This is a genomic window from Ferriphaselus amnicola, from assembly GCF_000974685.2.
Classification (GTDB): domain Bacteria; phylum Pseudomonadota; class Gammaproteobacteria; order Burkholderiales; family Gallionellaceae; genus Ferriphaselus; species Ferriphaselus amnicola.
In genome coordinates this window covers 2,133,465-2,154,457 of sequence record NZ_AP018738.1, presented here as the reverse complement: position 1 = coordinate 2,154,457, position 20,993 = coordinate 2,133,465, and the positions used below count along the sequence as shown (strand labels likewise).

Below are 20,993 nucleotides of genomic sequence, written 5' to 3'. Positions count from 1 at the left end.
TCAACCCATCATTCGATAGGATTTCAATTGAAAATACTGGCCACCCTATTTTTTGCAACTATCGTGTTGGCGAATCCGGTCTTCGCACTTGAAGATCCTGCGGTAATTTACTGGAATACTGACGCTGGCAAAGCGCTGCGCGCTCGAATCTCCACTGATGCCGATTTCTGGCAACTTAGCCCAGTGTTCGCCGTGCAAGAGACACAAACCTTTTGCGCGGTCGCCAGTGCCGTCACCGTGTTGAACGCGCTGCCAATCAGCAAACCTGTGGAACCCGCATTTTCTCCATACCCTTACTTCACTCAGAGCAACTTCTTCACGCCTGCCGTGACCAAGCTCATCAGTCGGCAGACGGTGCTGGTGCAAGGGGTGACGCGTGACGAGATGGTGCAGATGCTGAATCTGCAAGGTGCAAAAGCACACTCTATCGCGGGCGATAGTTTGGATGAGGCTAGGCTGCGTGCGCTGCTACAGAATGCACTGGGCGACGACGGTCAGTTCGTGCTGGCGAACTATTTTCGGGCGAATCTGGGGCAAGTCGGCGGCGGACATTGGTCGGTATTAGCGGCTTACGATGCTCCGACCGACCGCGTACTGATCCTGGATGTCGCCAAATACAAATATCTGCCGGTGTGGGTGAGTGTCAGCACTTTGCGGCAGGCCATGGCCACGTTGGATACCACCAGCCAGAAAACACGCGGGTTGGTGATTGTGGGAGGTTTCTGATCACAACGCCTTGCTGACCTTCATAATGGTGTGATCTTCCTGGCTGACCTGTATGGTAAAACCTAAGCGGGTCATTAGTTTTAGCATGTTGTGGTTGTTGTTCAGCACCTCGCCTTCGATGGTGCGGAGTCCCATATTGCGGGCGGCTTCCATCAGCGATGTCATCAACTTCTGCCCCAAGCCTTTGCCGGTGAGGTTGTCGGCGACGACCAGTGCGAATTCGCAGGAGAGGCCATCAGGGTTGGTGGCATAGCGCGCAACACCAAGCTCGACTTCTTGTCCGTGCTCTTCCGTCATCGCAACCAGCGCCATCTCGCGGCTGTAGTCAATCTGGGTGAAACGCACCAGCATGGTCTCGGTGAGTTCTTGCACGCTGTTCATGAAGCGGAAATACTTGGATTCATCCGATAGGTCGCGCACGAATCTTTGTACCAACTCAGCATCTTCTGGGCGGATCGGGCGGATGGTCAGCTCGGTGCCGTCGGCCAGTTGCCACTCGTTGACGAGGTGGGTGGGGTAGGGGTAGATCGCCATGTGAGCATAGCGATCAGCGCTCGGTTGGCGGAACTCGACCACCACGCGCGCATCGGCGGCCAGTGCGCCGTGCTCGTCGAGAATCAAGGGATTGATGTCCATTTCCTTGATGAGTGGCAGCTCGCACACCATTTCCGAAACCCGTAGCAACACGTCTTCCAGTGCTTCCATGTTCGCAGGTGGCATGTTGCGGAACGCTTTCAACATCTTGGCGATGCGCGTTTCGCGAACCAGCTCCTTGACGAGGAAGCCATTCAACGGTGGCAAGGCCACGGCGCGGTCGCCCATGATCTCGACGGTCGTGCCGCCCGCACCGAAGGTGATGACCGGGCCGAACACCGGATCGCTGGTCACGCCTATCATCAGTTCGCGGCCATTCGGCTTCACTACCATCGGCTCGATCGAGATGCCGTCCAACTTAGCTTGGGGAAGCTTGCGCGATACGTTGTCGATGATCTGCTGATAGGCTGCGCGTACCTCGTGGGCATTGCTAAGATTGAGCATTACGCCACCGGCATCACTCTTGTGGCTGATGTCGTGCGAATTGATTTTCATGGCCACGGGGAAGCCGAGTTGTTGGGCGATCAACAGCGCCTCATTGGGCGAGTGCGCGACCATGGTTTTGGCGACGGGAATGTGGAAGGCGGCAAGCAGCGCCTTGGATTCCATCTCGGTCAGCACCTTGCGGCGTTCCTGCATCGCGCCTTCGATGATCAGGTTCGCGCTTTCCACATCGGGCTCGATGTGATGCGAAGATGGCCCTGGCATTTGCATCAGCAGCTTTTGGTTGCGGTAGTAGGCGGAGAGGTGAGCGAACACTTCAACTGCTGGCTCAGGGGTGCGGAAGTGCGGGCGGTGTGCGAGGTTGAATGCTTCGCGGGCATCGGCTACTTGCGATTCACCCATCCAACAGGTCAGCAAGGGTTTGCTGTGCGTGTTCGTCAATTCGATCAGCGCTTGTGCCGAGGCCAGTGGTTTGGTCATCGCTTGCGGCGTGAGGATAGCCAGCACGCCGTCCACATTCTCGTCCTCGAGACAGGCTTTGACCGCGTGGTGGTAGCGGTCTGCCTGCGCATCGCCGATGACATCCACAGGATTGGCATGCGGCCAATTTGGCGGCAGATGCTGATTCAGGTAGTCGATGGTGGCATCGGAGAGCGTAGCCATGGTCAGCCCCAGATCGACGGCACGGTCAGTCGCCATCACGCCGGGGCCACCGCCATTGGTGACGATGGCGAGGCGGTTGCCGACTGGACGGAAGCCGCACGACAGCGCCTTCGCTGCCGTGAATAGCTGAGTGATGGTTTGCACACGGATCACTCCGGCGCGATTGACGGCGGCATCGAACACATCGTCCGCACCCACCAGCGAGGCGGTGTGCGACATTGCCGCTTTGGAACCTGCCGCATGGCGACCGACCTTGACCAGAATCACCGGTTTGATGCGCGCCGCAGCGCGGAGCGCACTCATAAAACTGCGCGCATTGCGGATGCCCTCGATGTACATCAGGATGCTTTGCGTCTGCGGATCGGAGACGAGGTAGTCAAGGATTTCGCCGAAATCGACATCCGTGGAGGATCCCATCGACACCACGCTGGAGAATCCCACATCGTTGCTGTGCGCCCAGTCCAGAATAGCGGTGCACAGTGCGCCGGACTGGGAGACGAAGGCGATGTTGCCCGCTTTCACGCCGCCCTTGTTGAACGTGGCGTTCAGTCCGATGGATGGGCGCATGATGCCCAAGCAATTCGGTCCTACCAGTCGAATGCCGTAACGGCGGGCGGTTTCGACCAACTCCTTTTCTAGCTTCACGCCGGCTGTACCTGCTTCGGCGAATCCGGCGGTGATGATGACTGCTGCTTTTACACCGTGGACGCCACAGTCCTCAATAATGCCGGGGACCGTGTGGGGAGGTGTGGCAATCACCACCAACTCGACTGGCTCCTCGATGTCGGCCAAGCTCGCGTAAGCGCGTTGTCCTTGAATCTCAGTACTTTTGGCGTTGATGGGGAACAGAGCACCTTTGAAGCTGCTCTCCAGCATATTCTGGAATACGATCTGTCCCACGGCATCAATGCGGTCACTGGCACCAAATACGGCGACCGATTTGGGTGCGAACAATGGGTTGAGGTAGTGTTTGCCCATGATTTTGTGCTGTTGCGAGGAAGTATTGGCCGCTATCATAGCACCGTCACGTTGCCAGATTTTTACGGAGAGCTATTTGCAAACTGCCTATATCAGCCACCCGCTTTGTCTTAAACACGATATGGGTATACATCATCCAGAATGTCCGGCGCGCATCCACGCCATCGAAGATCAGTTGATCGCCTCCGGCTTGATGGATTATCTGCAACATCACGATGCCCCCGAAGCAACACGCGAGCAGTTATTGCATGTGCATGATGCGGCTCATCTTGACCATGTTGCGGCTACCTCGCCCGCGCAAGGTATCGTTCACATCGATGGCGATACTGCGATGAATCCCTATACTTATCAGGCTGCGCTGCGTGCAGCGGGGGCGGCAGTACTGGCGGTCGATTTGGTGATGACGGGCAAGGTTGAGAACGCTTTTTGCGGCGTGCGTCCTCCCGGTCATCACGCCGAGCGTGCTCGGGCGATGGGTTTCTGCCTATTCAATAACGTCGCTGTAGGCGCGGCGCACGCGCTGGAGCATCACGGCCTGAAGCGTGTTGCCATCGCGGATTTCGACGTGCATCACGGCAATGGTACTGAGGACATTTTTCGCAACGATCCGCGCGTCATGTTGTGCTCGACCTTTCAGCATCCGTTCTATCCCGATAGTGGCGCGGACTCAGGCAACGAGCACATCATCAACGTGCCATTGGCGGCGGGCGCAGGTGGTAGCGAATTTCGCGCGGCGGTCACCGAGCATTGGCTGTCTGCGCTGGAGGCATTCAAGCCGGAGATGATCTTCATCTCCGCCGGTTTCGATGCCCACCGCGACGACGATATGTCCATGCTGCGCCTGAGTGAGCCAGATTACGCTTGGGTGACGACCGAACTGAAACTCATCGCAGAGAAATATGCGCAACGGCGCATCGTCTCGGTGTTGGAAGGCGGTTATGAACTACACGCCTTGGGCCGCAGCGTGATGACTCATGTGAAGGTGTTGAGTGGGCTGTGACTCGATGGACATAGAGGAATCTATCATGCTGATATGCTGGAAAAAAGAACTTGAGATCGGGAATGAGATGATCGACACCCAGCATCGGATGCTGGTGTTGTTGTTGCGTAAATTACATATTGCGGTGGTGAACAAACTGGAGCACAAAGTGATCATGGGTATCCTTCTGGAGATCAAGAAATTTACCGAGTTCCATTTTTTGAGCGAAGAGAATCTGATGGCGGAATTACATTACCCAGAGTTGCGTCAGCACGAGAAGATCCACTCCGAACTGTTGTCTCAGTTGAATATCTTCATCGCCAAGATCAATCGTCAGCTAGAGTCGCCTGAAGATATTCTGGAAGTGATCCACACATGGGTCGCCAATCATGTGGTCAGTGAAGATATGAAGATCGCTCAATTTGTCAGAGAGTCCCAATTCCGACCCATCGCGGAGGATTGCTATGCCCTGTATTTGCGGTAGGCTTCTACCATGCACACACTTTCATCCCTGCGCGCTGGCGAACTGACTGGCATCCAGCGTCTCGATCTTGCTGAGGGCCTGACCGAATTCCCGCGCGATATCTTTGATCTGGCGGATTCGCTAGAGATACTCAATCTGTCTGGCAACTCGCTGTCCAGCCTGCCCGACGATCTGTCCCGGCTGCACAAGCTGCGCGTCATCTTCTGCTCGGACAATCGTTTCACTCGCGTGCCTGAGGTGCTGGGGCGCTGCCCGCATCTGGAGATGGTCGGCTTCAAAGCCAATCAGATCGAGGAACTGCCCGCTGCCGCGCTACCGGAGAAGCTGCGCTGGCTGATTCTCACCGACAACCGCTTGCGCGAGATACCGCCTGAGTTGGGTCGTTGCGCGCGACTGCAAAAACTCATGTTGGCGGGCAACCAGTTGACGCACCTGCCTGACGAACTGGCGGCGTGTCAAAACTTGGAGCTGCTACGCATCGCCGCCAACCGCTTTGAGCATCTGCCCGATTGGCTGCTTGCCCTACCGCGTCTGGCTTGGCTGGCGTATTCCGGCAACCCGTGCAGCGATGCCAGTGAAGCCGCTGCGATGAAGAATCTGCATATCACGCCGGTCGAGTGGCATACGCTGGAGTTGCAGCACGCGCTGGGCGAGGGCGCATCTGGTGTGATCTACCGTGCTGAGCGGCACGCGCAGGGCGCGGTGGCGGTGAAGATGTTCAAGGGTGCACTCACCAGCGACGGCCTGCCGCGCAGCGAAAAAGCCGCTTGTCTCGCCGCTGGCGCGCATCCCGGCTTGATCCCAGTGGTCGGCAAACTCAGTGGGCATCCCGAAGCTACACCCGGCTTGGTGATGTCGCTGATCGACCCCAGCTTTCGTAACCTCGCCGGGCCGCCCAGTCTGGCCTCCTGCACCCGCGACATCTATCCAGCCGAGACACGCTTCAGCGTGCGCGTCGTGCTCGATCTTGCCCTTGGCATCGCTGCCGTGGTCGAACACCTGCACGCGCAAGGCGTGATGCACGGCGACCTGTACGCCCACAACATTCTGTGGAATCCGCAGGGGGATGCGCTGCTGGGTGATTTCGGAGCGGCATCGTTCTTGCCTCTCTCAGATCCGCCGCTCGCTCTCGGTCTGCAACGTCTAGAAGTGCGCGCTTTCGTCTGTCTGTTGGAAGAGTTGCTGGCACGGTGCGACGCGCCAGCGGCTGAGTTAGACGCGTTGTGGGATTTGCAGCGGCGTTGCGATAGCGGGGACGTTGGAGCAAGACCACTTTTTCAAGAGATAAGCGCGGAGCTGGGAAAGTGGGGGGGTAAGCTACCGAACTCATCAGATGGGAGGGAGGATGGAACCATGTGAGTTGCTGGACTTGAGAGTAAACTTTCTACTACGTCGTTACCGCTAATTTCTATGTTTCACTCAACCTCTTCTGCCAACGTATCTGCTGCGACCAAGAAGCCCTTGCGTCCAGTGGAGTACCCGTCTGTGGCGGAAATTCCTGTAGCTTGGCTCGTTGCGCTGGTCGTGATCGTACTGATCTGGGGTGGGGTGGTCGCACAGGTGACGGATCTGTATTTTGATCGCATCAATGAGGAGTTGATCGCAGATAGCCAGATGCGCGCCAAGCAAGATGCCAACAGTATCGGTAGTGTGCTGGAACGCCGGTTGGAAACGATAGAGGGCATCACTCAATACTTGTCACAGTCAGCGGAGGTCTTTGCTGCGCTGAATCGCTTCGGCAGTGACGTGCAGCCTTCAAGCTTGGGGCGCACTGCCAATATCGAACGTTGGGGCAACGATGGACCGCTTGCTAGATTGAGTCGGGAGCTGAAAGTCGCAGCGAATGCGGTCAGTTTGGATGCGATCTTTGTGGTGAATGCGGCAGGGGATTGCATCGCTTCCAGTAATGCCGGTGAATCAGATCAGTTTGTCGGTACTAACTTCGCTGACCGACAATACTTCCAAATGGCGCAGCAGGGTCAGCAAGGTCAGCAATACGCGATGGGTAAGGTAAGTGCGAAAGCGGGTTTATATTTCTCTGCGCCGATCATAGGCAAGGGTAAATTCATCGGAGCGGTGGTGGGCAAGCGAAATCTGGATCAGCTTGCTTATCTAGTGCAGCGAGACAACACATTCTTGGTGGATGATCATGGCGTAGTGATCCTGTCTCAGAACAAAGCGATGGAAATGTCTGCCTTGGCAGAGGCCGGAGTCAATCGACTGTCGAGTGCGCATAGACTGTTACATTACCGGCGTGACACTTTTCCGCAATTGAGCTTGATCCCGTGGAGCCGTGCGTTCCCCCAGTTGACCCGACTTCAGGGGCAAGAGACTCCGATGGTGCTTGGCAGGTATCTGCTTAAAAAGAGTGGGTATCAGATTTTCTCTTTGTGGCCGATTGATGAGATCCGAGACCATGAGGCGCTACGCAACTGGTTCAAATTAGGTGGCATTGCCGTCGGCACACTGTTGATTTTGGTATTTATTGGTACTGCGGTCTATGTGCGCACTCAAAGCCAGTATCGTCGCCAACTTGATGAGAGCGAGCGCAGCTATCGTGGCATCTTCAATAGTTTGGATGAGGCGATCTACGTGCTTGATGAAGCAGGCTACTTTCTGGATGTGAATGCAGGGGCGGCTAAGATGTATGGTCAGCCGCGTGAATATTTCATCGGCAGTACCCCCGCGCTTCTCAGTGCTCCGGGGCGTAACGACTTGCATAAAGTCGCTGAGCGACATGCGTTGGCTTATGCCGGTGAGCCGCAGACATTCGAATTCTGGGCGGTGCGTGCCAATGGAGAGGTATTCCCCAAAGAGGTTCACCTCTACCCAGCCGAGCATTTCGGGAAAAAAGTGGTTCTCGCGAGTGCGCAGGACATTACGGAACGTAAGCGGATGGAGGAGGCAGGTCAGCTTGCGCAACTGGTGTATCAGAATACCAGCGAAGGCATGCTGGTGTGTGATGCGAAAAACCGCATCATCGCCGTCAATCCAGCGTTCACGGCGATGACAGGCTATACGGTAGAAGAGGCGATAGGGAATACGCCACATCTGTTGAATTCCGGCAATCACTCAGAGGAATTCTATCGAAAGATGTGGGAACACTTGGATAGAGATGGCTCTTGGCAGGGCGAAATATGGAATCGCCGCAAGAATGGTGAGGTCTATCCCGAATGGCTGACCATCAACACGACCTACTATCCGGGTGGTTCTGTACATCGCCGAGTCGCTCTGTTCTCGGACATCAGCAAGCGCAAGGAGTCGGAAGAGGTCATTTGGCGGCAGGCCAACTTCGATATGCTTACCGCTTTGCCCAATCGCCGGATGTTTCGCGACCGCTTGGAGCATGAGATCGGCAAGGCGATACGCGACGGCGGCTCGCTGGCGCTGCTGTTCATCGACCTTGATCGGTTTAAGGAGGTCAACGATACGCTAGGTCATGAAGCGGGTGATCAGCTGTTGGTGCAAGCGTCTAAGCGCATCTCTGACTGTTTGCGCGAAACCGACACGGTAGCGCGATTGGGGGGCGATGAGTTCACCGTCATCTTGCCGAACTTGAGCGAATCCGCCCATGTGGACACCATCGCGCAAGCGCTGCTCGACAAACTGTCCGAACCTTTCGAGTTGCAAGGCGAACAGCGCGCTTACGTTTCTGCCAGTGTTGGCATCGCGCTGTTCCCGGACGATGGTTTCGATGCGGAGGTCTTGGTCAAGCACGCCGATCAAGCGATGTACGCTGCCAAGGCGGCGGGTCAGAACTGCTACGCTTACTTTACCGCCTCGCTACAAGAAACAGCGCAAAACCGGCTGCAGCTGGCTAATGCACTACGCAGTGCGATGGAGCTCGAACAGCTGCACGTCGTGTTCCAGCCCATCGTTCGACTCAGCGATGGCCATCTACATAAGGCTGAAGCGCTGCTACGTTGGGTGCACCCAGTACGCGGCCTCGTCAGTCCTGCCGAGTTCATTCCCTTGGCAGAGGAGATCGGCCTTATCAGCGACATGGGTAACTGGGTGTTCGAGGAGGCGATGCGCAAAGTGAGTCAGTGGATGCCATTGCATCACGGCCAGTTACAGATCAGCGTCAACATGTCGCCGTTGCAATTCCACAGTGGTAGGGATACGGCCAGCGTTTGGCTAGACTATCTGCACCGCCTTGATCTTTCAGGAAGTAACGTCATCATCGAAATCACGGAAGGATTGCTGCTGCATGCCGATCCCACGATCTCGATCCAGTTACTGGGCTTCCGAGATATGGGTATTCAAGTGGCGATCGATGACTTTGGTACGGGCTACTCTTCGCTGGCCTATCTACAAAAATTCGACATCGATTATCTGAAGATCGATCAGGCATTTGTTCGCGCCCTAGATACGGACAGCGGTAATCAGGCGCTGGTCGAGGCGATTGTGGTGATGGCGCACAAGCTGGGGCTGAAGGTGATTGCGGAGGGAGTGGAAACCGCAGCGCAGCGCGATTTTCTGCGCAACATCGGCTGCGATTACGCCCAAGGTTATCTTTTTGCCAAACCACTCCAGCCGGACGATTTCGAGGCTATGTTGCGAGGCAAGGCGGACAGTGAAATCTAAGCCGGCTATTGGAAACGCAATGCTTCGATCGGCCTGAGCATCGAAGCTTTCCTCGCGGGATACAAGCCGAAGAACACCCCGACAGCGGCAGACACGCCGAAGGCCAGCAGGATGGGTTGCGCGGTGATGCGCACCGGTATCTCTGCGAATTTGCCGATAGCCCCGGCTAATCCCGCCCCGAGCAGGATGCCGATGACACCGCCGGTCACGGTGATGATGATGGATTCCAGCAGGAACTGAGTCAGGATAGTGCGGCGATCCGCGCCGATAGCCATGCGGATGCCGATCTCTCGGGTGCGCTCGGTCACCGATACCAGCATGATGTTCATGATGCCGATGCCGCCGACAAACAGCGAGATGGAAGCGATCGCTCCCAGCAGCAGCGACATCATGCCGGTCACTTCCGAGGCGGTATCGGCGACCGAGGTCATGTTGGTGACACCGAAATCGTTCTCTGCTTTTTCGCGGATATGGTGACGTTGGCGCAGCAACTCAGTGATCTGACGTTCCAGCGAATTCAGGCTGGCCGAGCTTTCTGCTTGCACCATGATCATGCCGACCGCCGTGCGAAATGGACCGCCGAGCAACTGCCGCTGGGCGGTAGTCACGGGCACGATGATGGAGTCGTCTTGGTCCCGGCCATCCATGCTTTGCCCCTTCTTGCTCAGCACGCCGATGATGGTGAACGGCAACCCTTTCACGCGGATGACTTGGCCGATCGGGTCTTCATCACCGAACAGGTTTTCGACGACTTTTTGGCCGAGGATGGTCACGCGGGTGGCGCTGGAAATGTCGGAATCACTGAAGCTGCGTCCCAGTTCCACGCGCCAATCGCGCAGTTCCAGATACTCGGTGTTCACACCTAGCACCGAGGTGTTCCAGTTGTTCGGCCCATAGACCAGTTGCGCGAAGCCGGTAGAGATGGGCGAAATGTATAGTGTGGGCCCAAGTTCGCGGATGGCCGTGACATCGCCTAGGGTCAAGGTCGGCATCCCGCCCATGCCGCTGCGCACGCCGCCGGAGCGCGCCGACGCGGAGTTGATGATGAGCAGGTTCGCGCCCATGGAGTTGATGGTGCCGATGATCTTTTGCTGCGTGCCTTGCCCGATGGCGACCATCAGCACCACGGCGGCTACGCCGATGGTGATGCCTAGCGCGGTGAGAAAGGTGCGCAGGCGGTTAGCCAGCATGGCTTGCCAAGCTTCGCCGAGCAGTGTCGCGATCATGCCTCGACTCCGTGAAAATCGGACATCGGGCCGTCATAGGCCAGCAAGCCATCCTTCAGATAGACCAGCCGTTGGGCGTAGCGTGCTACGGTCATGTCGTGGGTGACCAGTACGATGGTGATGCTTTGTTCGCGGTTGATGCGCTGGAACAACTCCATGATCTCGCGCCCAGTGTGGCTGTCGAGATTGCCGGTTGGCTCGTCGGCTAAGATCAAACTGGGGCGGGTGACCAGCGCGCGGGCGATGGCGACGCGCTGTTGCTGGCCACCTGAGATGCGTGTCGGCAGCGAGTTCACCAGATGTCCTAGTCCGACTTTTTCCAGCATGTCGGTGGCGCGTGTTAGGCGTTCGGGTTTGCCAATGTGTTGATAGACCAAGGGCAGTGCCACATTGTTGCCGAGGCTCATGCGTGGTAGCAGATTGAAACCTTGGAACACGAAACCGATGACTTGTCCGCGTAGCCGTGCTAACTCGGATTCTGCCAGTGTGCCGATGTCGGTGTCATTGAGCAGATAGCGTCCACCACTGGGGATGTCCAAGCAGCCCAAGATGTTCATCAGTGTGGACTTTCCCGAGCCGGACGGGCCCATGATGGCGACGAACTCGCCTTGATTCACGGCGAGCGAAACGCCTTTGAGCACAGGTACTGCACCGGCATCGGTGAGGTAGTCCTTGGTCAGGGCATCGAGCTGAATGACGTTGGACATGTTATTGCAAGCGGATCGGTGGCGCTGGGGTGTTGTTGCTGGCTGGTTTTTCTGGTCGAGTGTCTTCCACCACTACCGCATCACCCATCTTCAACTCACCTTGTACCACTTCACTGAATTTTCCGTCGGAAACGCCGACCAGTAGTGGAATCTGCTTCAGTTTTCCCGCATCCAGCACATAGACGCTGCCGCGTAACGTACCCAGCTGCACGGGCAAGCCTTTTTTCGCCGTGCTGCTCTTGCGATTGGTGCGCTCGGCCCCTTCTGGGCGGAAACGTAGTGCTGCATTCGGCACTTTCAGTACCTCGGATTTTTCGGCGGTGATGACCCCGACGTATGCCGTCATCCCCGGGAGTAATAGGCTGTCTGGATTTTCTACGTCGATCACTACGTTATACGTGACGACGTTCTGTAGCGTGGTCGGATTCAACCGTACTTGGCGTACTGTGCCTGCGAACTGGCGACCGGGGAAGGCATCGACGGTAAAGCTGGCGGCTTGGCCAGCACGGATGTTGCCGATGTCCGCCTCCGCGAAGCTGGAATTGATTTGCATCTTGGAGAGATCCTTGGCGATCTGAAATAGTACGGGGGCTTGGAACGAAGCGGCGACGGTCTGTCCCACGTCGATCTGGCGCGACACGACTACGCCAGAAACCGGCGAGCGGATCTGGGTATAGCCGAGATTGGTGCGATCACGAGCCGCTTGTGCCTCGGTCAGGGAAAGTTGGGCTTTGGCCGCTTTAAGCACCTGAACGGCGGTTTCCAGTTCTTGTTTGCTGGCGTATTCCTGTGCGTACAGTCCGCGCATGCGTACTTCGTTGGCCTGTGCCAGATCGAGACTGGCACGTGCACTGGCGACGCTGGCCGCACTTTGCTGTGCCTGCGCCTGAACGAGTGCGGGATCAAGTTCCAGCAACACTTGGTCGGCAGTGACATGGTCGTTGAAGTCGGCATGGATGCGTCTGACGATGCCAGAAACTTGGCTGCCGACGCTGACCAGCGTCACGGGGTTGAGTGTGCCATTGGCTGAGACGGTTTGGGTCAGCTTGCCACGCTCCACGGCTTCGGTGGTATAGCGCGGGCTATCGGAATCCGATTTGGGGAAGAGCCAGACGCCAGCAATCACTGCGCCAAGCAGAGTCGTGATAATCAGCGTTTTCTTCACTAGGGGAGCAAGGGGCAGGTTCATCTCAATGGTTCAAAGTCGTTTGCGTCAGGTCAAGTTCGCCGATGGCTTGCGCCAAGGCAAAACGGCTGGCGAGGAAGGTGTAGCGGGCGGTGATGCGCTGTTGGCGCGCACTGGCAAGGGTACTTTGCGCGGTGAGTACGTCGATCAGGTTGCCCAGTCCCGCCTTGTAGCGTCCTAAAGTCATGCGCTCCGATTGCTCGGCGGAGGCGACTAGATCGTCGGCAGAGCGCAGTGCTTGACTACCTGTCAGTAGAGACTGGTAGGCTTTCCAGACATCTAAGGCAATTTGGTTGGCGACGCGGTCACGTTCGGCGACACGACTCTCGACTTGAGCTTCGGCCGCGCGGGTCTGGTAGGTGGTGCGCATGCCCGTGAAGAATGGCACGCTGACCGAAACGCCTAGGCTGTTGTTGTGAGTATTCGGTGCGCCGGAGGTGATGCCTAAAGAGGTCGATGCGTTCAGATTGATGCTGGGCAGGCCTGCGGCGCGAGCAACGGTCACTTGCGCTTCGGCGGCTTTGATCTGAGCTTCGGCGGCAGCAAGGTCGGGGCGTTTGCGGCGGGCGTCGGTGATGAGTTGGCCGATGGCTTGCTCGGTCGGTTGATCGGGCGATGCCGTGTCTGCCTCGGCAAGCTCAAACGGCTGGCTCGCTTCAAAGCCCATCAGGTTGGCGAGGGTGCCTGCGGCTGTCGCAGCATTGCCTGCGGCTGTGATGCGATTGAGCGTCGCTTGCGAAAGCGCCGTCTGTGCTTGCATCCGGTCGGCGGGCGTGGCACTGCCGTTTTGATAGCGCGCCTGGGCAGCGGCTAGGCTTTCCCGTGCTGCGGCTTCTGCGGCTTGCGTTGCCTCTACGCTGGCTCGTGCAGAGTGCAAGGAAAAATAGGCTTGGGCAGCCGTTAGCCAGACGGTTTGCAAGGTCGCGTCGCGAGTGGCATTGGCGGCGATCAATAGCTGTTGAGCGCTTTCCAGATTGGCAGCACGAGTGCCGAAATCGAGCAGCAAGTAGCTGGCGGTCAGCCCGATACTTTGCCCAGTGTTGGTGGTGGCGGGCGTCGCCCCGACCTGAGAGGTGTTCCGGTTGCCGCTTCCGCTGATGGTGAGGTTGGGGAGGTAGCTGGCCGAACTGACACCGACTTGTGCTGCTTGTGCTCGCGAGTTCGCCCATAGTGTGCGGGTCTGCGGGTTATGACACAAGGCGAGATCAACCACATCGGATAGCGTCAGTCGTTGCTGGATGCGGGCGGAGTTGCATTCGTCACTCGTGCGAGTCGGCTGACTGCGCTCAGTGACTCCCCAGGGATTATCAAAGCTCCAAGCCATCGTGGTGATGGGATGGCAGACTGCGAGCAAGATAAAAAGCGGATGGGGTTTCATGTCTATTTTATGAGTGTGGCTACGGGGTAAAGTTTCGCTCACCTAGTAGATTTCTATCGTGCCCGAGATGCGGATGCTTAATTGAGTGGTGCCTGCGACGAAGTCTGGTGTCGGCATGCTCAAGTCGGCGGCGGAACGCGCTAACATGGGAAAAGCACCGCCATTGCCACCGTCGTCGATGGCTAGGTGCTGAACCTTGTATTCACGTGCGTTCATAGCTTCGGCAACGACTTTTGCTCGCTTGCGGAATTCGACCATGGCTTCAGCGATCATTTCATTCTTTACTCGCTCGCGCGTTTCGGGCGCTAGCGTAAAGCTGACACCACTCAACTGGATGCTTTCTTGCAACTGGGCAATGAGTTGCCCCGCAGCTTTGAAGTCATGGGTTTCTAGGCGCAACTCACCGTGGCCACGCCAGCCGGAAAGTTGATTGTTCTTGCCATACACAGGGAAAGTCGATTGGTTGCCGCTGCTGACATTCACGCTCGGAAACGCTTCCGCCTTGCGCAAACAGATGTTGAGAATGCCTGTGAGCTGACTAGCGACCTGAGTGGCAGAGCGATCATGGGTGTCGGCACTCAATTGCGCGACTAGCAGATCGTTGCTGACTTCGCGGTTGACCTCGCTGCTGAAATCAACGTGCGGACGGTCATCCGCCCAAACGGGCGTGGTACTTAGCAAGGCGCAGAGAAATAAGTTGCGTAGCATGGTTCCCTCATGAGTAGTCACGTGCTGATTGCGCGCGATTATACGGGATGGTGTTACTTCATTACGGTGTTGCGTGTGTGCTGCCGGGGCTATAAAGGCAAGCGCCGAGCGCCGTTGTAGCGGGTGCGCCAATAGCCGATGCTTAGACTTTCAACTCGAATGGTGCCGCCAACGCGAGGTGCGTGGATGAACTGAGATTCGCCCAGATAGATGCCTACATGAGAATAGGGCTTGCTTGTGGTCTTGAAGAATACGAGGTCGCCGGGAGCGAGTTGATGCATGTCGATACGGCTACCTAAATTGGACATCTCTCGGCTAGTCCGTGGCAGTTTCATGCCGAGGGTGTGGTCGTACACATGTTGTACGAAGCCGCTGCAATCGAAACCTTCATCGGGCTTTTCACCTCCCGGACGGTAAGGCGTTCCATCCAGACTCATGGCATAGAACGTCATGTCATGGATTGCAGGGTTGCCACTACGTAGCGGCTCCCCCCCCTCTTTGGGTGGGGAACTAGAGCAGGCGCTAACCAGTACGAGCACCAGAGTGGCTAGGAGTTTCTTCATGGCCGCCAATTTACGGTAGAGTGGCGAGCGTGTAAAGCAGATCGTCTGAACTGGAGTAAGGCTGTGAGTGTCACGAAATTGTGTGGGTTGGGCTGCGTGTTGTGGTCTAGCCTGAACTGGGCAGAGGTGGTGGTGATTCCCTTGCAGCATCGCACGGTGGACGAGGTCTTGCCCGTAGTGCGTCCGTTACTAACGCCGGATGGCGCGGCGAGTGGCATGAATAACCAGCTTATCTTGCGAGGGGAGCCTGCTGCGCTGGAGGAGATACGCGCGCTGCTGCCTAGCCTAGATGTGCCGCTGCGTCGTTTGCGTATCACTGTATTGCAGGATGTAGATGAGACGACAGCGAATCGACTGCGTGAGCTATCCGCTAGTCTGGATGTTGGTCATGCGGCTCGCATCGGTGTGGCGGGATCGCATGGGCACAGTGGATGGGTGGTGGACGCAGGCCCAGGGGAAGGGCGGGTGCGCGGGCGAGAAGAGGCTAGCCAGATGCAGCTGGAGGATCGTAAGACGCAGCAGGTGCAAGTTGTCGAAGGTGGACGCGCTTTGGTGCGAGTGGGGCAGTCACAGCCGATGAGGTTGCGGCAGCGGATGGTGACACCTCAGGGGCAGACTCGAATCATCGAGACTACGCAATATCGCGAGGCGAATAGCGGCTTTTATGTGCAACCCCTTTTAGTAGGCGAGCGGGTGATGGTCGAGATCACGGCACAAAATGACTCGCCCATGCCTAACAATGGTGGCTATGCTCGGGCTCAACAAGTCACTACGACGGTTACGGGGCGCTTGGGAGAGTGGTTGGCGTTAGGCGATCTGGCGCAACAAGCATCGGAGCGCAACAGCAACATCGGCGGTAGTCAAAGCTCCAATGGGCGAGAGTCGCGCCGGATATGGCTGAAGGTGGAGGAGATGCGCTGAGCGCAGACTCAGAGTAGCGAGTAGCGCTTGAGTCCAGGCGCATCAGTGATCTCGATCTGCTCGCGCCCAAGTTTGACCCAGCCTTGATCGGCGAATTGTTTGAGTAAGCGGCTGACCATCTCTCGCACGCTGCCTAGTTCGTCGGCAAGTTGCTGGTGGGTGGCGCGCAGTGGGCTGGTTTTGGTAAGGAGTAGGGCGGCCAAGCGTTGATCGAGCTTTTGGAAGGCCACCGCCGAGACCAGTTGCATCATGTCGGTGAGTCGATCCGAGAACAACCCGAAAATATAGTCACGGAAGGGCTCAAAGGCCGAAATGAGCTGTCGAAAGACTGGGGCAGAAAGTACCACCATCTCCACGTCTTTTTCCACCTCGCCGCGTGCTTGATAGCGAGTGTGTCCCATCAAGCAACTGCTGGTGAGGATGCAGCTTTCGCCGGGATCAACGCGATATAGCTGTAACTCACGTCCATTGGGCGAAGCTTTGATGACGCGCACATTGCCAGCAAGCAGTAGCGGAAAGCCTTGGCAGGGCTGATCTTCGTCAAATACCACGGTGCCAGCAGGTAGGCGAAGTAGTTGAGCGCCATTGCACAGCGACTCCAATAGGTTCGCCGGCAATCCCCTCAGCATGGGGTAGGCTGCCAGCAAGCGTATCTGGATCGCTGTGTCCAACATATATCAGGCTTCCGGGCGCATGTGCGGGAATAGGATCACGTCGCGGATACTCGCTGCATCGGTCAACAGCATGACAAGGCGGTCGATGCCGATGCCCTCACCAGCAGTGGGTGGAAGGCCGTATTCCAGCGCGCGAATGTAGTCGCCATCCTTGAACATCGCTTCTTCGTCACCTGCCTCTTTGGCGGCTACTTGTGCATCGAAGCGCGCCTCTTGGTCTTCCGAGTCATTCAGCTCGGAGAATCCGTTGGCGATCTCTCGGCCGACTATGAATAGCTCGAAACGTTCGGTGATGCCGGGTTGTTTATCGGAGGCGCGGGCTAGCGGCGAGACTTCGACTGGATAATCGACGATGAACGTCGGTTCGAACAGCAGGTGCTCGGATAGCTCCTCGAATAGCGAGAGTTGCAGGCCGCCGACACCATCGTCCGGTTTGTGTTTTGCCTTCAGATCTTGCAGCTCGGTGAGCAGGAACTCACGATCACTCAGCTGCACATCGGTGAATTGCGGATGGTATTTCTGAATCGCCTGAGTGATTGTTAGTCGATGGAATGGCAGGCCAAGATCCAGCTCTTTGCCCTGATAGCTGATGACGGTGGTGCCTAACACCTTACGCGCCACTTCTCGGAACAGGCTCTCGGTGAAGTCCATCAGGTACTTGTAGTCACGATAAGCTTCATAGAACTCGATCATGGTGAACTCGGGGTTGTGTCGAGTCGAAAGCCCTTCGTTGCGGAAGTTGCGGTTGATCTCGAACACTTTCTCGAAGCCGCCGACCACTAGGCGCTTGAGATAGAGCTCCGGCGCGATACGCAGGAACATCTCCATGTCCAATGCGTTGTGGTGGGTGACGAAAGGCTTGGCCGAAGCGCCGCCAGGGATCGGGTGCAGCATCGGAGTCTCGACTTCGAGGTAGTCGTGGCGCAGGAAAAAATCGCGGATGGCTTGAATCACCTTTGAGCGAGTAATAAATGTTTTGCGCGTGTCCTCGTTAGTGATGAGATCAACATAGCGCTGGCGATATTTTTGCTCCTGATCGGTCAGGCCGTGAAATTTTTCGGGCAGCGGTTGCAGAGATTTGGTGAGCAGGCGTAGCGCGGTGACTCGTACTGACAGTTCGCCGGTCTTAGTCTTGAACAGCACGCCTTCTGCACCTAGGATGTCACCAAGATCATAATGTTTGAACGCGGCATGGGTGGTTTCGCCGGAGTCGTTATTGCTGATGAATAGCTGGATGCGCCCACTCATGTCCTGAATCGTGGCGAAACTGGCTTTGCCCATGACGCGCTTCAACATCATGCGGCCAGCGATGCTTACCTTGAGTTGGTCGGCCTCCAGCTCGTCATGCGTTCTTTCGCCGTGATCGGCGTGCAGTGCCCCTGCAAGATTTTGGCGGTCAAAGTCGTTCGGAAACGCGACACCATTTTCGCGCAAGGTGGATAGTTTGCTGCGGCGTTCGGCGATGATCTGATTGGTATCTTGCGGGGCGGCTGGGCTGGCTGGCGTGGTCATCAATGCTCTCGATATATATAGGTCACGGTCTGGTGAGTGTTAAGAAATATGGGTAAATTCACTCAAAAGTCGCTGAATTATACACTTGCGCATAGCCTCGGCGATGAGGTGCTAGCTTTTCGGGAAAAAGAATGGGCGCAACCCGCATAATTGCTTGACCCGGTGAATATCCCTTGATATAAATGCGATCGGTTCGAGTTCGATTAACTAACAGAGCAAAAGGGGGGCATGTGAGTAATAAATCTGATTTGATTGATGCAATCGCAACATCCGCTGATATTTCCAAGGCTGCTGCTGGTCGTGCGTTGGATGCGACTGTCGCTTCCATTAAGGCGTCTCTGGCTAAAGGTGAAGAAGTTAGCTTGGTCGGTTTCGGTACTTTTTACGTGGGTGAGCGTGCTGCTCGTAGTGGCCGCAATCCCCGTACTGGCGCTTCGATCGATATCAAGGCGGCCAAGACCCCGAAATTTAGGGCTGGCAAAGGCCTGAAAGATGCTGTAAACTAGCGGGCTTGTTGGGTGCTTAGCTCAGCTGGTAGAGCACCGCCCTTACAAGGCGATTGTCGGCGGTTCGATCCCGTCAGCACCCACCAGAAGTTACAAAAGTTTTTGGAGTGGTAGTTCAGTTGGTTAGAATACCGGCCTGTCACGCCGGGGGTCGCGGGTTCGAGTCCCGTCCGCTCCGCCAAACAAAAGGCGAACGAAAGTTCGCCTTTTTTCGTGTTGTTATCTCATTCCTTCGAGTAGGTCGTTATGTTTGATTTCGTGCAGGAAAAGCGCCGTCTGGTTCAGATCGTTCTTGGTCTGATCGTGTTGCCATTCGCCTTTTGGGGGGTGGATTCCTACCAAAAATCAAGTGGTGGTGATTACTTGGCTAAGGTCGATGGGGTGAAAATATCGCCCCAAGAGTTTGATAATGCGCTGCGCCAGCAACAAGACAAGGTGCGCGAAATGACTGGCGGAGATGTCGATCCGGCTATGTTTGATAAGGTCGAAGTTAAACAGTCGATTTTGGAAAGCTTAATCAGCCAAAAGCTGTTGTTGTCTCAGGCTCGTTCGGCAGGGCTGGCGGTGACTGATGAGCAGCTCGCGCAGGTGATCGCGGGTATCCCAGCATTCAGTACAGATGGCAAGTTCGATCAGAAGCGTTATGAGTCGCTACTGGCATCGCAGAATATGACGCCAGTCACGTTTGAAGCGCGCGTTCGCGAAGAGTTGAGTGTTCGTCAGTTGACCGATCCTTATACTCAAAGTGGTTACGCTTCCGTTGCTGCAGCCGAGAATCTGATTCATTTGGCCGAGCAGCAGCGCACTATTAGCGTCGCAACCTTGTCTCCGGCGGCTTATCAGGCTCAGGTCAAGGTGGACGATACCGCAGTGCAAGCCTATTACGATAAGAATCAGAATGAGTTTCAAGCACCCGAGCAAGCGCGGGTCGAATTCTTGGCGTTTTCGGCGGGAGCCTTGCAAGGCCAGGTCGAGGTTGATGAAGCGGAGTCAAAAAAGTATTACGACGAGCATCAGGCGGAATTCGGTGCTCCAGAGCAGCGTCAGGCGGCGCACATCCTGATCAGTGTTTCGCCGCAGTCTAGTGCCGCCGAGAAAGAGGCGGCCAAGGCTAAGGCTGAGAATGTTCTTGCGCAAGTTAGGCAAAATCCAAGTAAGTTCGCCGAGCTGGCCAAGCAAAACTCACAGGATCTTGGATCGGCTGTGAATGGCGGTGACTTGGGCGTGTTTGGTCGTGGCGCGATGGTAAAACCATTTGAGGAGGCGACGTTTGCACTCAAAGCAGGAGAGATATCTGGCTTGGTTCAATCTGATTTTGGTTATCACATCATCAAGTTGCTTGCGGTCAAGCCGGCGCGCATCGCATCGCTGGCGGAAGTGAAAGGTGCTATCGACCTGAAGCTAAGGCAGCAGAAGGCCGCTGACAAATTCGCTGAGCTGGCCGAGAAGTTCAGTAATGCGGTGTATGAGCAAAGCGACAGCCTGAAAGCGGCTGCTGATCTGGTGAAACTGCCTGTGCAGCAAAGTGGCTGGCTGGTGAAGGGGCAGACTCCGGCGGCTCCTTGGACGGACAGGGCGCTGCAAGCTGTGTTCAGCGATGATGTGGTGAAGAATAAACGCAATACGGCGGCCGTCGAGATCGGGCCGAATACTTTGCTGGCCGCGCGTTTGGTCGAGCACAAGCCCGCCAGTGTGCGCCCTTTGGTTGAAGTGGCTGCAGCCATTCGTCAGAAGCTCCAGTTCCAGCAAGCAATGGAGTTGGCGAACAAGCAAGGTAAGGACAATCTCGCTCAGTTGCAGAAGGGGGCGACGCCTGAAGTGAGTTGGCAGGCGGCACAGGTGGTGACTCGTGCGCGTCACCCGGGCTTGGAAGGCGATCTGGCTCGCCAGCTGTTTCAAGCGAATACCTCCAAGCTGCCGCTGTATCTAGGGGCTGAAACTGCTCAGGGTTACCTCTTGTTACGTCTAGAGGCGGTCAAAGAAGGAGCGGAGATCGACGATGCCAAGCGTTCCGCTTACATGCAGCAACTGCGCCAGTTCAGCGGCGAAGAGTTGATGCGTGCCTATCTGGCAGATGCCAGAAAACACGCCGATGTCAGCATCAAACCGTTCGCGGAAGCTGAAAAGAAGTAGAGTTTTTTCTAGACCGTCGGTAGA

The 20,993-nt window shown here is 56.5% G+C and carries 17 protein-coding genes and 2 tRNA genes; 10 read left to right on the top strand and 9 right to left on the bottom strand.

The features are described 5' to 3' along the window. Positions 1-27 precede the first annotated feature (27 nt). Positions 28-726, top strand: coding sequence for a phytochelatin synthase family protein (locus OYT1_RS10730; protein ID WP_172588545.1), 699 nt, complete (start codon positions 28-30; stop codon positions 724-726). Here OYT1_RS10730 and OYT1_RS10725 read toward each other — a convergent pair whose 3' ends face one another. Beyond that, positions 727-3,405, bottom strand: coding sequence for a bifunctional acetate--CoA ligase family protein/GNAT family N-acetyltransferase (locus tag OYT1_RS10725; protein ID WP_062626415.1), 2,679 nt, complete (start codon positions 3,403-3,405; stop codon positions 727-729). 76 nt (positions 3,406-3,481) lie between these two features. Between OYT1_RS10725 and OYT1_RS10720 the strand changes: the two genes are divergently transcribed. Genes OYT1_RS10720 through OYT1_RS10705 form a run of 4 tightly spaced genes read left to right on the top strand, consistent with a single transcriptional unit; the run spans position 3,482 to position 9,455 of the window. Beyond that, positions 3,482-4,405 (top strand): histone deacetylase family protein, encoded by a 924-nt coding sequence (locus OYT1_RS10720; RefSeq protein ID WP_062626347.1) that lies wholly within the window; start codon positions 3,482-3,484, stop codon positions 4,403-4,405. 25 nt (positions 4,406-4,430) lie between these two features. Next, positions 4,431-4,868, top strand: coding sequence for a bacteriohemerythrin (locus OYT1_RS10715; protein WP_172588544.1), 438 nt, complete (start codon positions 4,431-4,433; stop codon positions 4,866-4,868). Between the two features lie 9 nt (positions 4,869-4,877). After that, positions 4,878-6,227, top strand: a complete 1,350-nt coding sequence (locus tag OYT1_RS10710; protein WP_062626345.1) for a leucine-rich repeat-containing protein kinase family protein — start codon at positions 4,878-4,880, stop codon at positions 6,225-6,227. A 51-nt stretch (positions 6,228-6,278) separates the two neighbouring features. Beyond that, positions 6,279-9,455 (top strand): bifunctional diguanylate cyclase/phosphodiesterase, encoded by a 3,177-nt coding sequence (locus OYT1_RS10705; protein WP_062626344.1) that lies wholly within the window; start codon positions 6,279-6,281, stop codon positions 9,453-9,455. A gap of 5 nt (positions 9,456-9,460) precedes the next feature. Here the strand turns inward: OYT1_RS10705 and OYT1_RS10700 are convergent, their stop codons facing one another. The 6 genes from OYT1_RS10700 to OYT1_RS10675 all read right to left on the bottom strand — a co-directional run bounded on the left by OYT1_RS10700 (position 9,461) and on the right by OYT1_RS10675 (position 15,223). Further along, entirely contained in the window at positions 9,461-10,681 is a 1,221-nt protein-coding gene (locus tag OYT1_RS10700) for an ABC transporter permease (protein WP_062626343.1), read from the bottom strand. After that, entirely contained in the window at positions 10,678-11,388 is a 711-nt protein-coding gene (locus OYT1_RS10695; protein WP_062626342.1) for an ABC transporter ATP-binding protein, read from the bottom strand. Before OYT1_RS10695 ends, OYT1_RS10700 begins: the two co-directional genes overlap by 4 nt. A gap of 1 nt (position 11,389) precedes the next feature. Next, on the bottom strand, positions 11,390-12,577 hold the full coding sequence (locus tag OYT1_RS10690) for an efflux RND transporter periplasmic adaptor subunit (RefSeq protein WP_062626341.1): 1,188 nt from the start codon (positions 12,575-12,577) through the stop codon (positions 11,390-11,392). Between the two features lies 1 nt (position 12,578). After that, positions 12,579-13,952: a TolC family protein gene (locus tag OYT1_RS10685; protein ID WP_062626340.1), complete on the bottom strand. Its 1,374-nt coding sequence runs from the start codon at positions 13,950-13,952 to the stop codon at positions 12,579-12,581. Positions 13,953-13,994: 42 nt separating this feature from the next. After that, on the bottom strand, positions 13,995-14,660 hold the full coding sequence (locus OYT1_RS10680) for an SIMPL domain-containing protein (protein ID WP_062626339.1): 666 nt from the start codon (positions 14,658-14,660) through the stop codon (positions 13,995-13,997). Positions 14,661-14,749: 89 nt separating this feature from the next. After that, positions 14,750-15,223 (bottom strand): C40 family peptidase, encoded by a 474-nt coding sequence (locus OYT1_RS10675; protein ID WP_172588543.1) that lies wholly within the window; start codon positions 15,221-15,223, stop codon positions 14,750-14,752. A 63-nt stretch (positions 15,224-15,286) separates the two neighbouring features. Between OYT1_RS10675 and OYT1_RS10670 the strand changes: the two genes are divergently transcribed. Then, positions 15,287-16,144 carry a secretin N-terminal domain-containing protein gene (locus OYT1_RS10670; RefSeq protein ID WP_062626337.1) on the top strand — a complete coding sequence of 286 codons (858 nt, stop codon included), beginning with the start codon at positions 15,287-15,289 and terminating at the stop codon, positions 16,142-16,144. A gap of 8 nt (positions 16,145-16,152) precedes the next feature. Here the strand turns inward: OYT1_RS10670 and OYT1_RS10665 are convergent, their stop codons facing one another. Further along, positions 16,153-16,818, bottom strand: a complete 666-nt coding sequence (locus tag OYT1_RS10665; protein WP_062626336.1) for a Crp/Fnr family transcriptional regulator — start codon at positions 16,816-16,818, stop codon at positions 16,153-16,155. A gap of 3 nt (positions 16,819-16,821) precedes the next feature. Continuing rightward, positions 16,822-18,330, bottom strand: a complete 1,509-nt coding sequence (gene lysS / locus OYT1_RS10660) for a lysine--tRNA ligase (protein ID WP_062626335.1) — start codon at positions 18,328-18,330, stop codon at positions 16,822-16,824. A gap of 230 nt (positions 18,331-18,560) precedes the next feature. Here lysS and OYT1_RS10655 point away from each other — a divergent pair, with 230 nt between their 5' ends. The 4 genes from OYT1_RS10655 to OYT1_RS10640 all read left to right on the top strand — a co-directional run bounded on the left by OYT1_RS10655 (position 18,561) and on the right by OYT1_RS10640 (position 20,969). Then, complete coding sequence (locus OYT1_RS10655) at positions 18,561-18,836, top strand: HU family DNA-binding protein (RefSeq protein WP_269460705.1); 276 nt, start codon at positions 18,561-18,563, stop codon at positions 18,834-18,836. A 10-nt stretch (positions 18,837-18,846) separates the two neighbouring features. Further along, positions 18,847-18,922 (top strand) — tRNA-Val (locus OYT1_RS10650). A gap of 18 nt (positions 18,923-18,940) precedes the next feature. Beyond that, positions 18,941-19,017: transfer RNA gene (locus OYT1_RS10645), tRNA-Asp, on the top strand. Between the two features lie 65 nt (positions 19,018-19,082). After that, positions 19,083-20,969: a SurA N-terminal domain-containing protein gene (locus tag OYT1_RS10640; protein WP_062626333.1), complete on the top strand. Its 1,887-nt coding sequence runs from the start codon at positions 19,083-19,085 to the stop codon at positions 20,967-20,969. The last annotated feature ends 24 nt before the right edge of the window (positions 20,970-20,993 follow it).

Bases quoted from the DNA above. Each gene is read 5' to 3' on its own strand.
- OYT1_RS10725 (WP_062626415.1), bottom strand. From the start codon at position 3,405: ATGGGCAAACACTACCTCAACCCATTGTTCGCACCCAAATCGGTCGCC.
- OYT1_RS10715 (WP_172588544.1), top strand. From the start codon at position 4,431: ATGCTGATATGCTGGAAAAAAGAACTTGAGATCGGGAATGAGATGATC.
- OYT1_RS10710 (WP_062626345.1), top strand. From the start codon at position 4,878: ATGCACACACTTTCATCCCTGCGCGCTGGCGAACTGACTGGCATCCAG.
- OYT1_RS10705 (WP_062626344.1), top strand. From the start codon at position 6,279: ATGTTTCACTCAACCTCTTCTGCCAACGTATCTGCTGCGACCAAGAAG.
- OYT1_RS10700 (WP_062626343.1), bottom strand. From the start codon at position 10,681: ATGATCGCGACACTGCTCGGCGAAGCTTGGCAAGCCATGCTGGCTAAC.
- OYT1_RS10695 (WP_062626342.1), bottom strand. From the start codon at position 11,388: ATGTCCAACGTCATTCAGCTCGATGCCCTGACCAAGGACTACCTCACC.
- OYT1_RS10690 (WP_062626341.1), bottom strand. From the start codon at position 12,577: ATGAACCTGCCCCTTGCTCCCCTAGTGAAGAAAACGCTGATTATCACG.
- OYT1_RS10685 (WP_062626340.1), bottom strand. From the start codon at position 13,952: ATGAAACCCCATCCGCTTTTTATCTTGCTCGCAGTCTGCCATCCCATC.
- OYT1_RS10680 (WP_062626339.1), bottom strand. From the start codon at position 14,660: ATGCTACGCAACTTATTTCTCTGCGCCTTGCTAAGTACCACGCCCGTT.
- OYT1_RS10675 (WP_172588543.1), bottom strand. From the start codon at position 15,223: ATGAAGAAACTCCTAGCCACTCTGGTGCTCGTACTGGTTAGCGCCTGC.
- OYT1_RS10665 (WP_062626336.1), bottom strand. From the start codon at position 16,818: ATGTTGGACACAGCGATCCAGATACGCTTGCTGGCAGCCTACCCCATG.
- lysS (WP_062626335.1), bottom strand. From the start codon at position 18,330: ATGACCACGCCAGCCAGCCCAGCCGCCCCGCAAGATACCAATCAGATC.
- OYT1_RS10640 (WP_062626333.1), top strand. From the start codon at position 19,083: ATGTTTGATTTCGTGCAGGAAAAGCGCCGTCTGGTTCAGATCGTTCTT.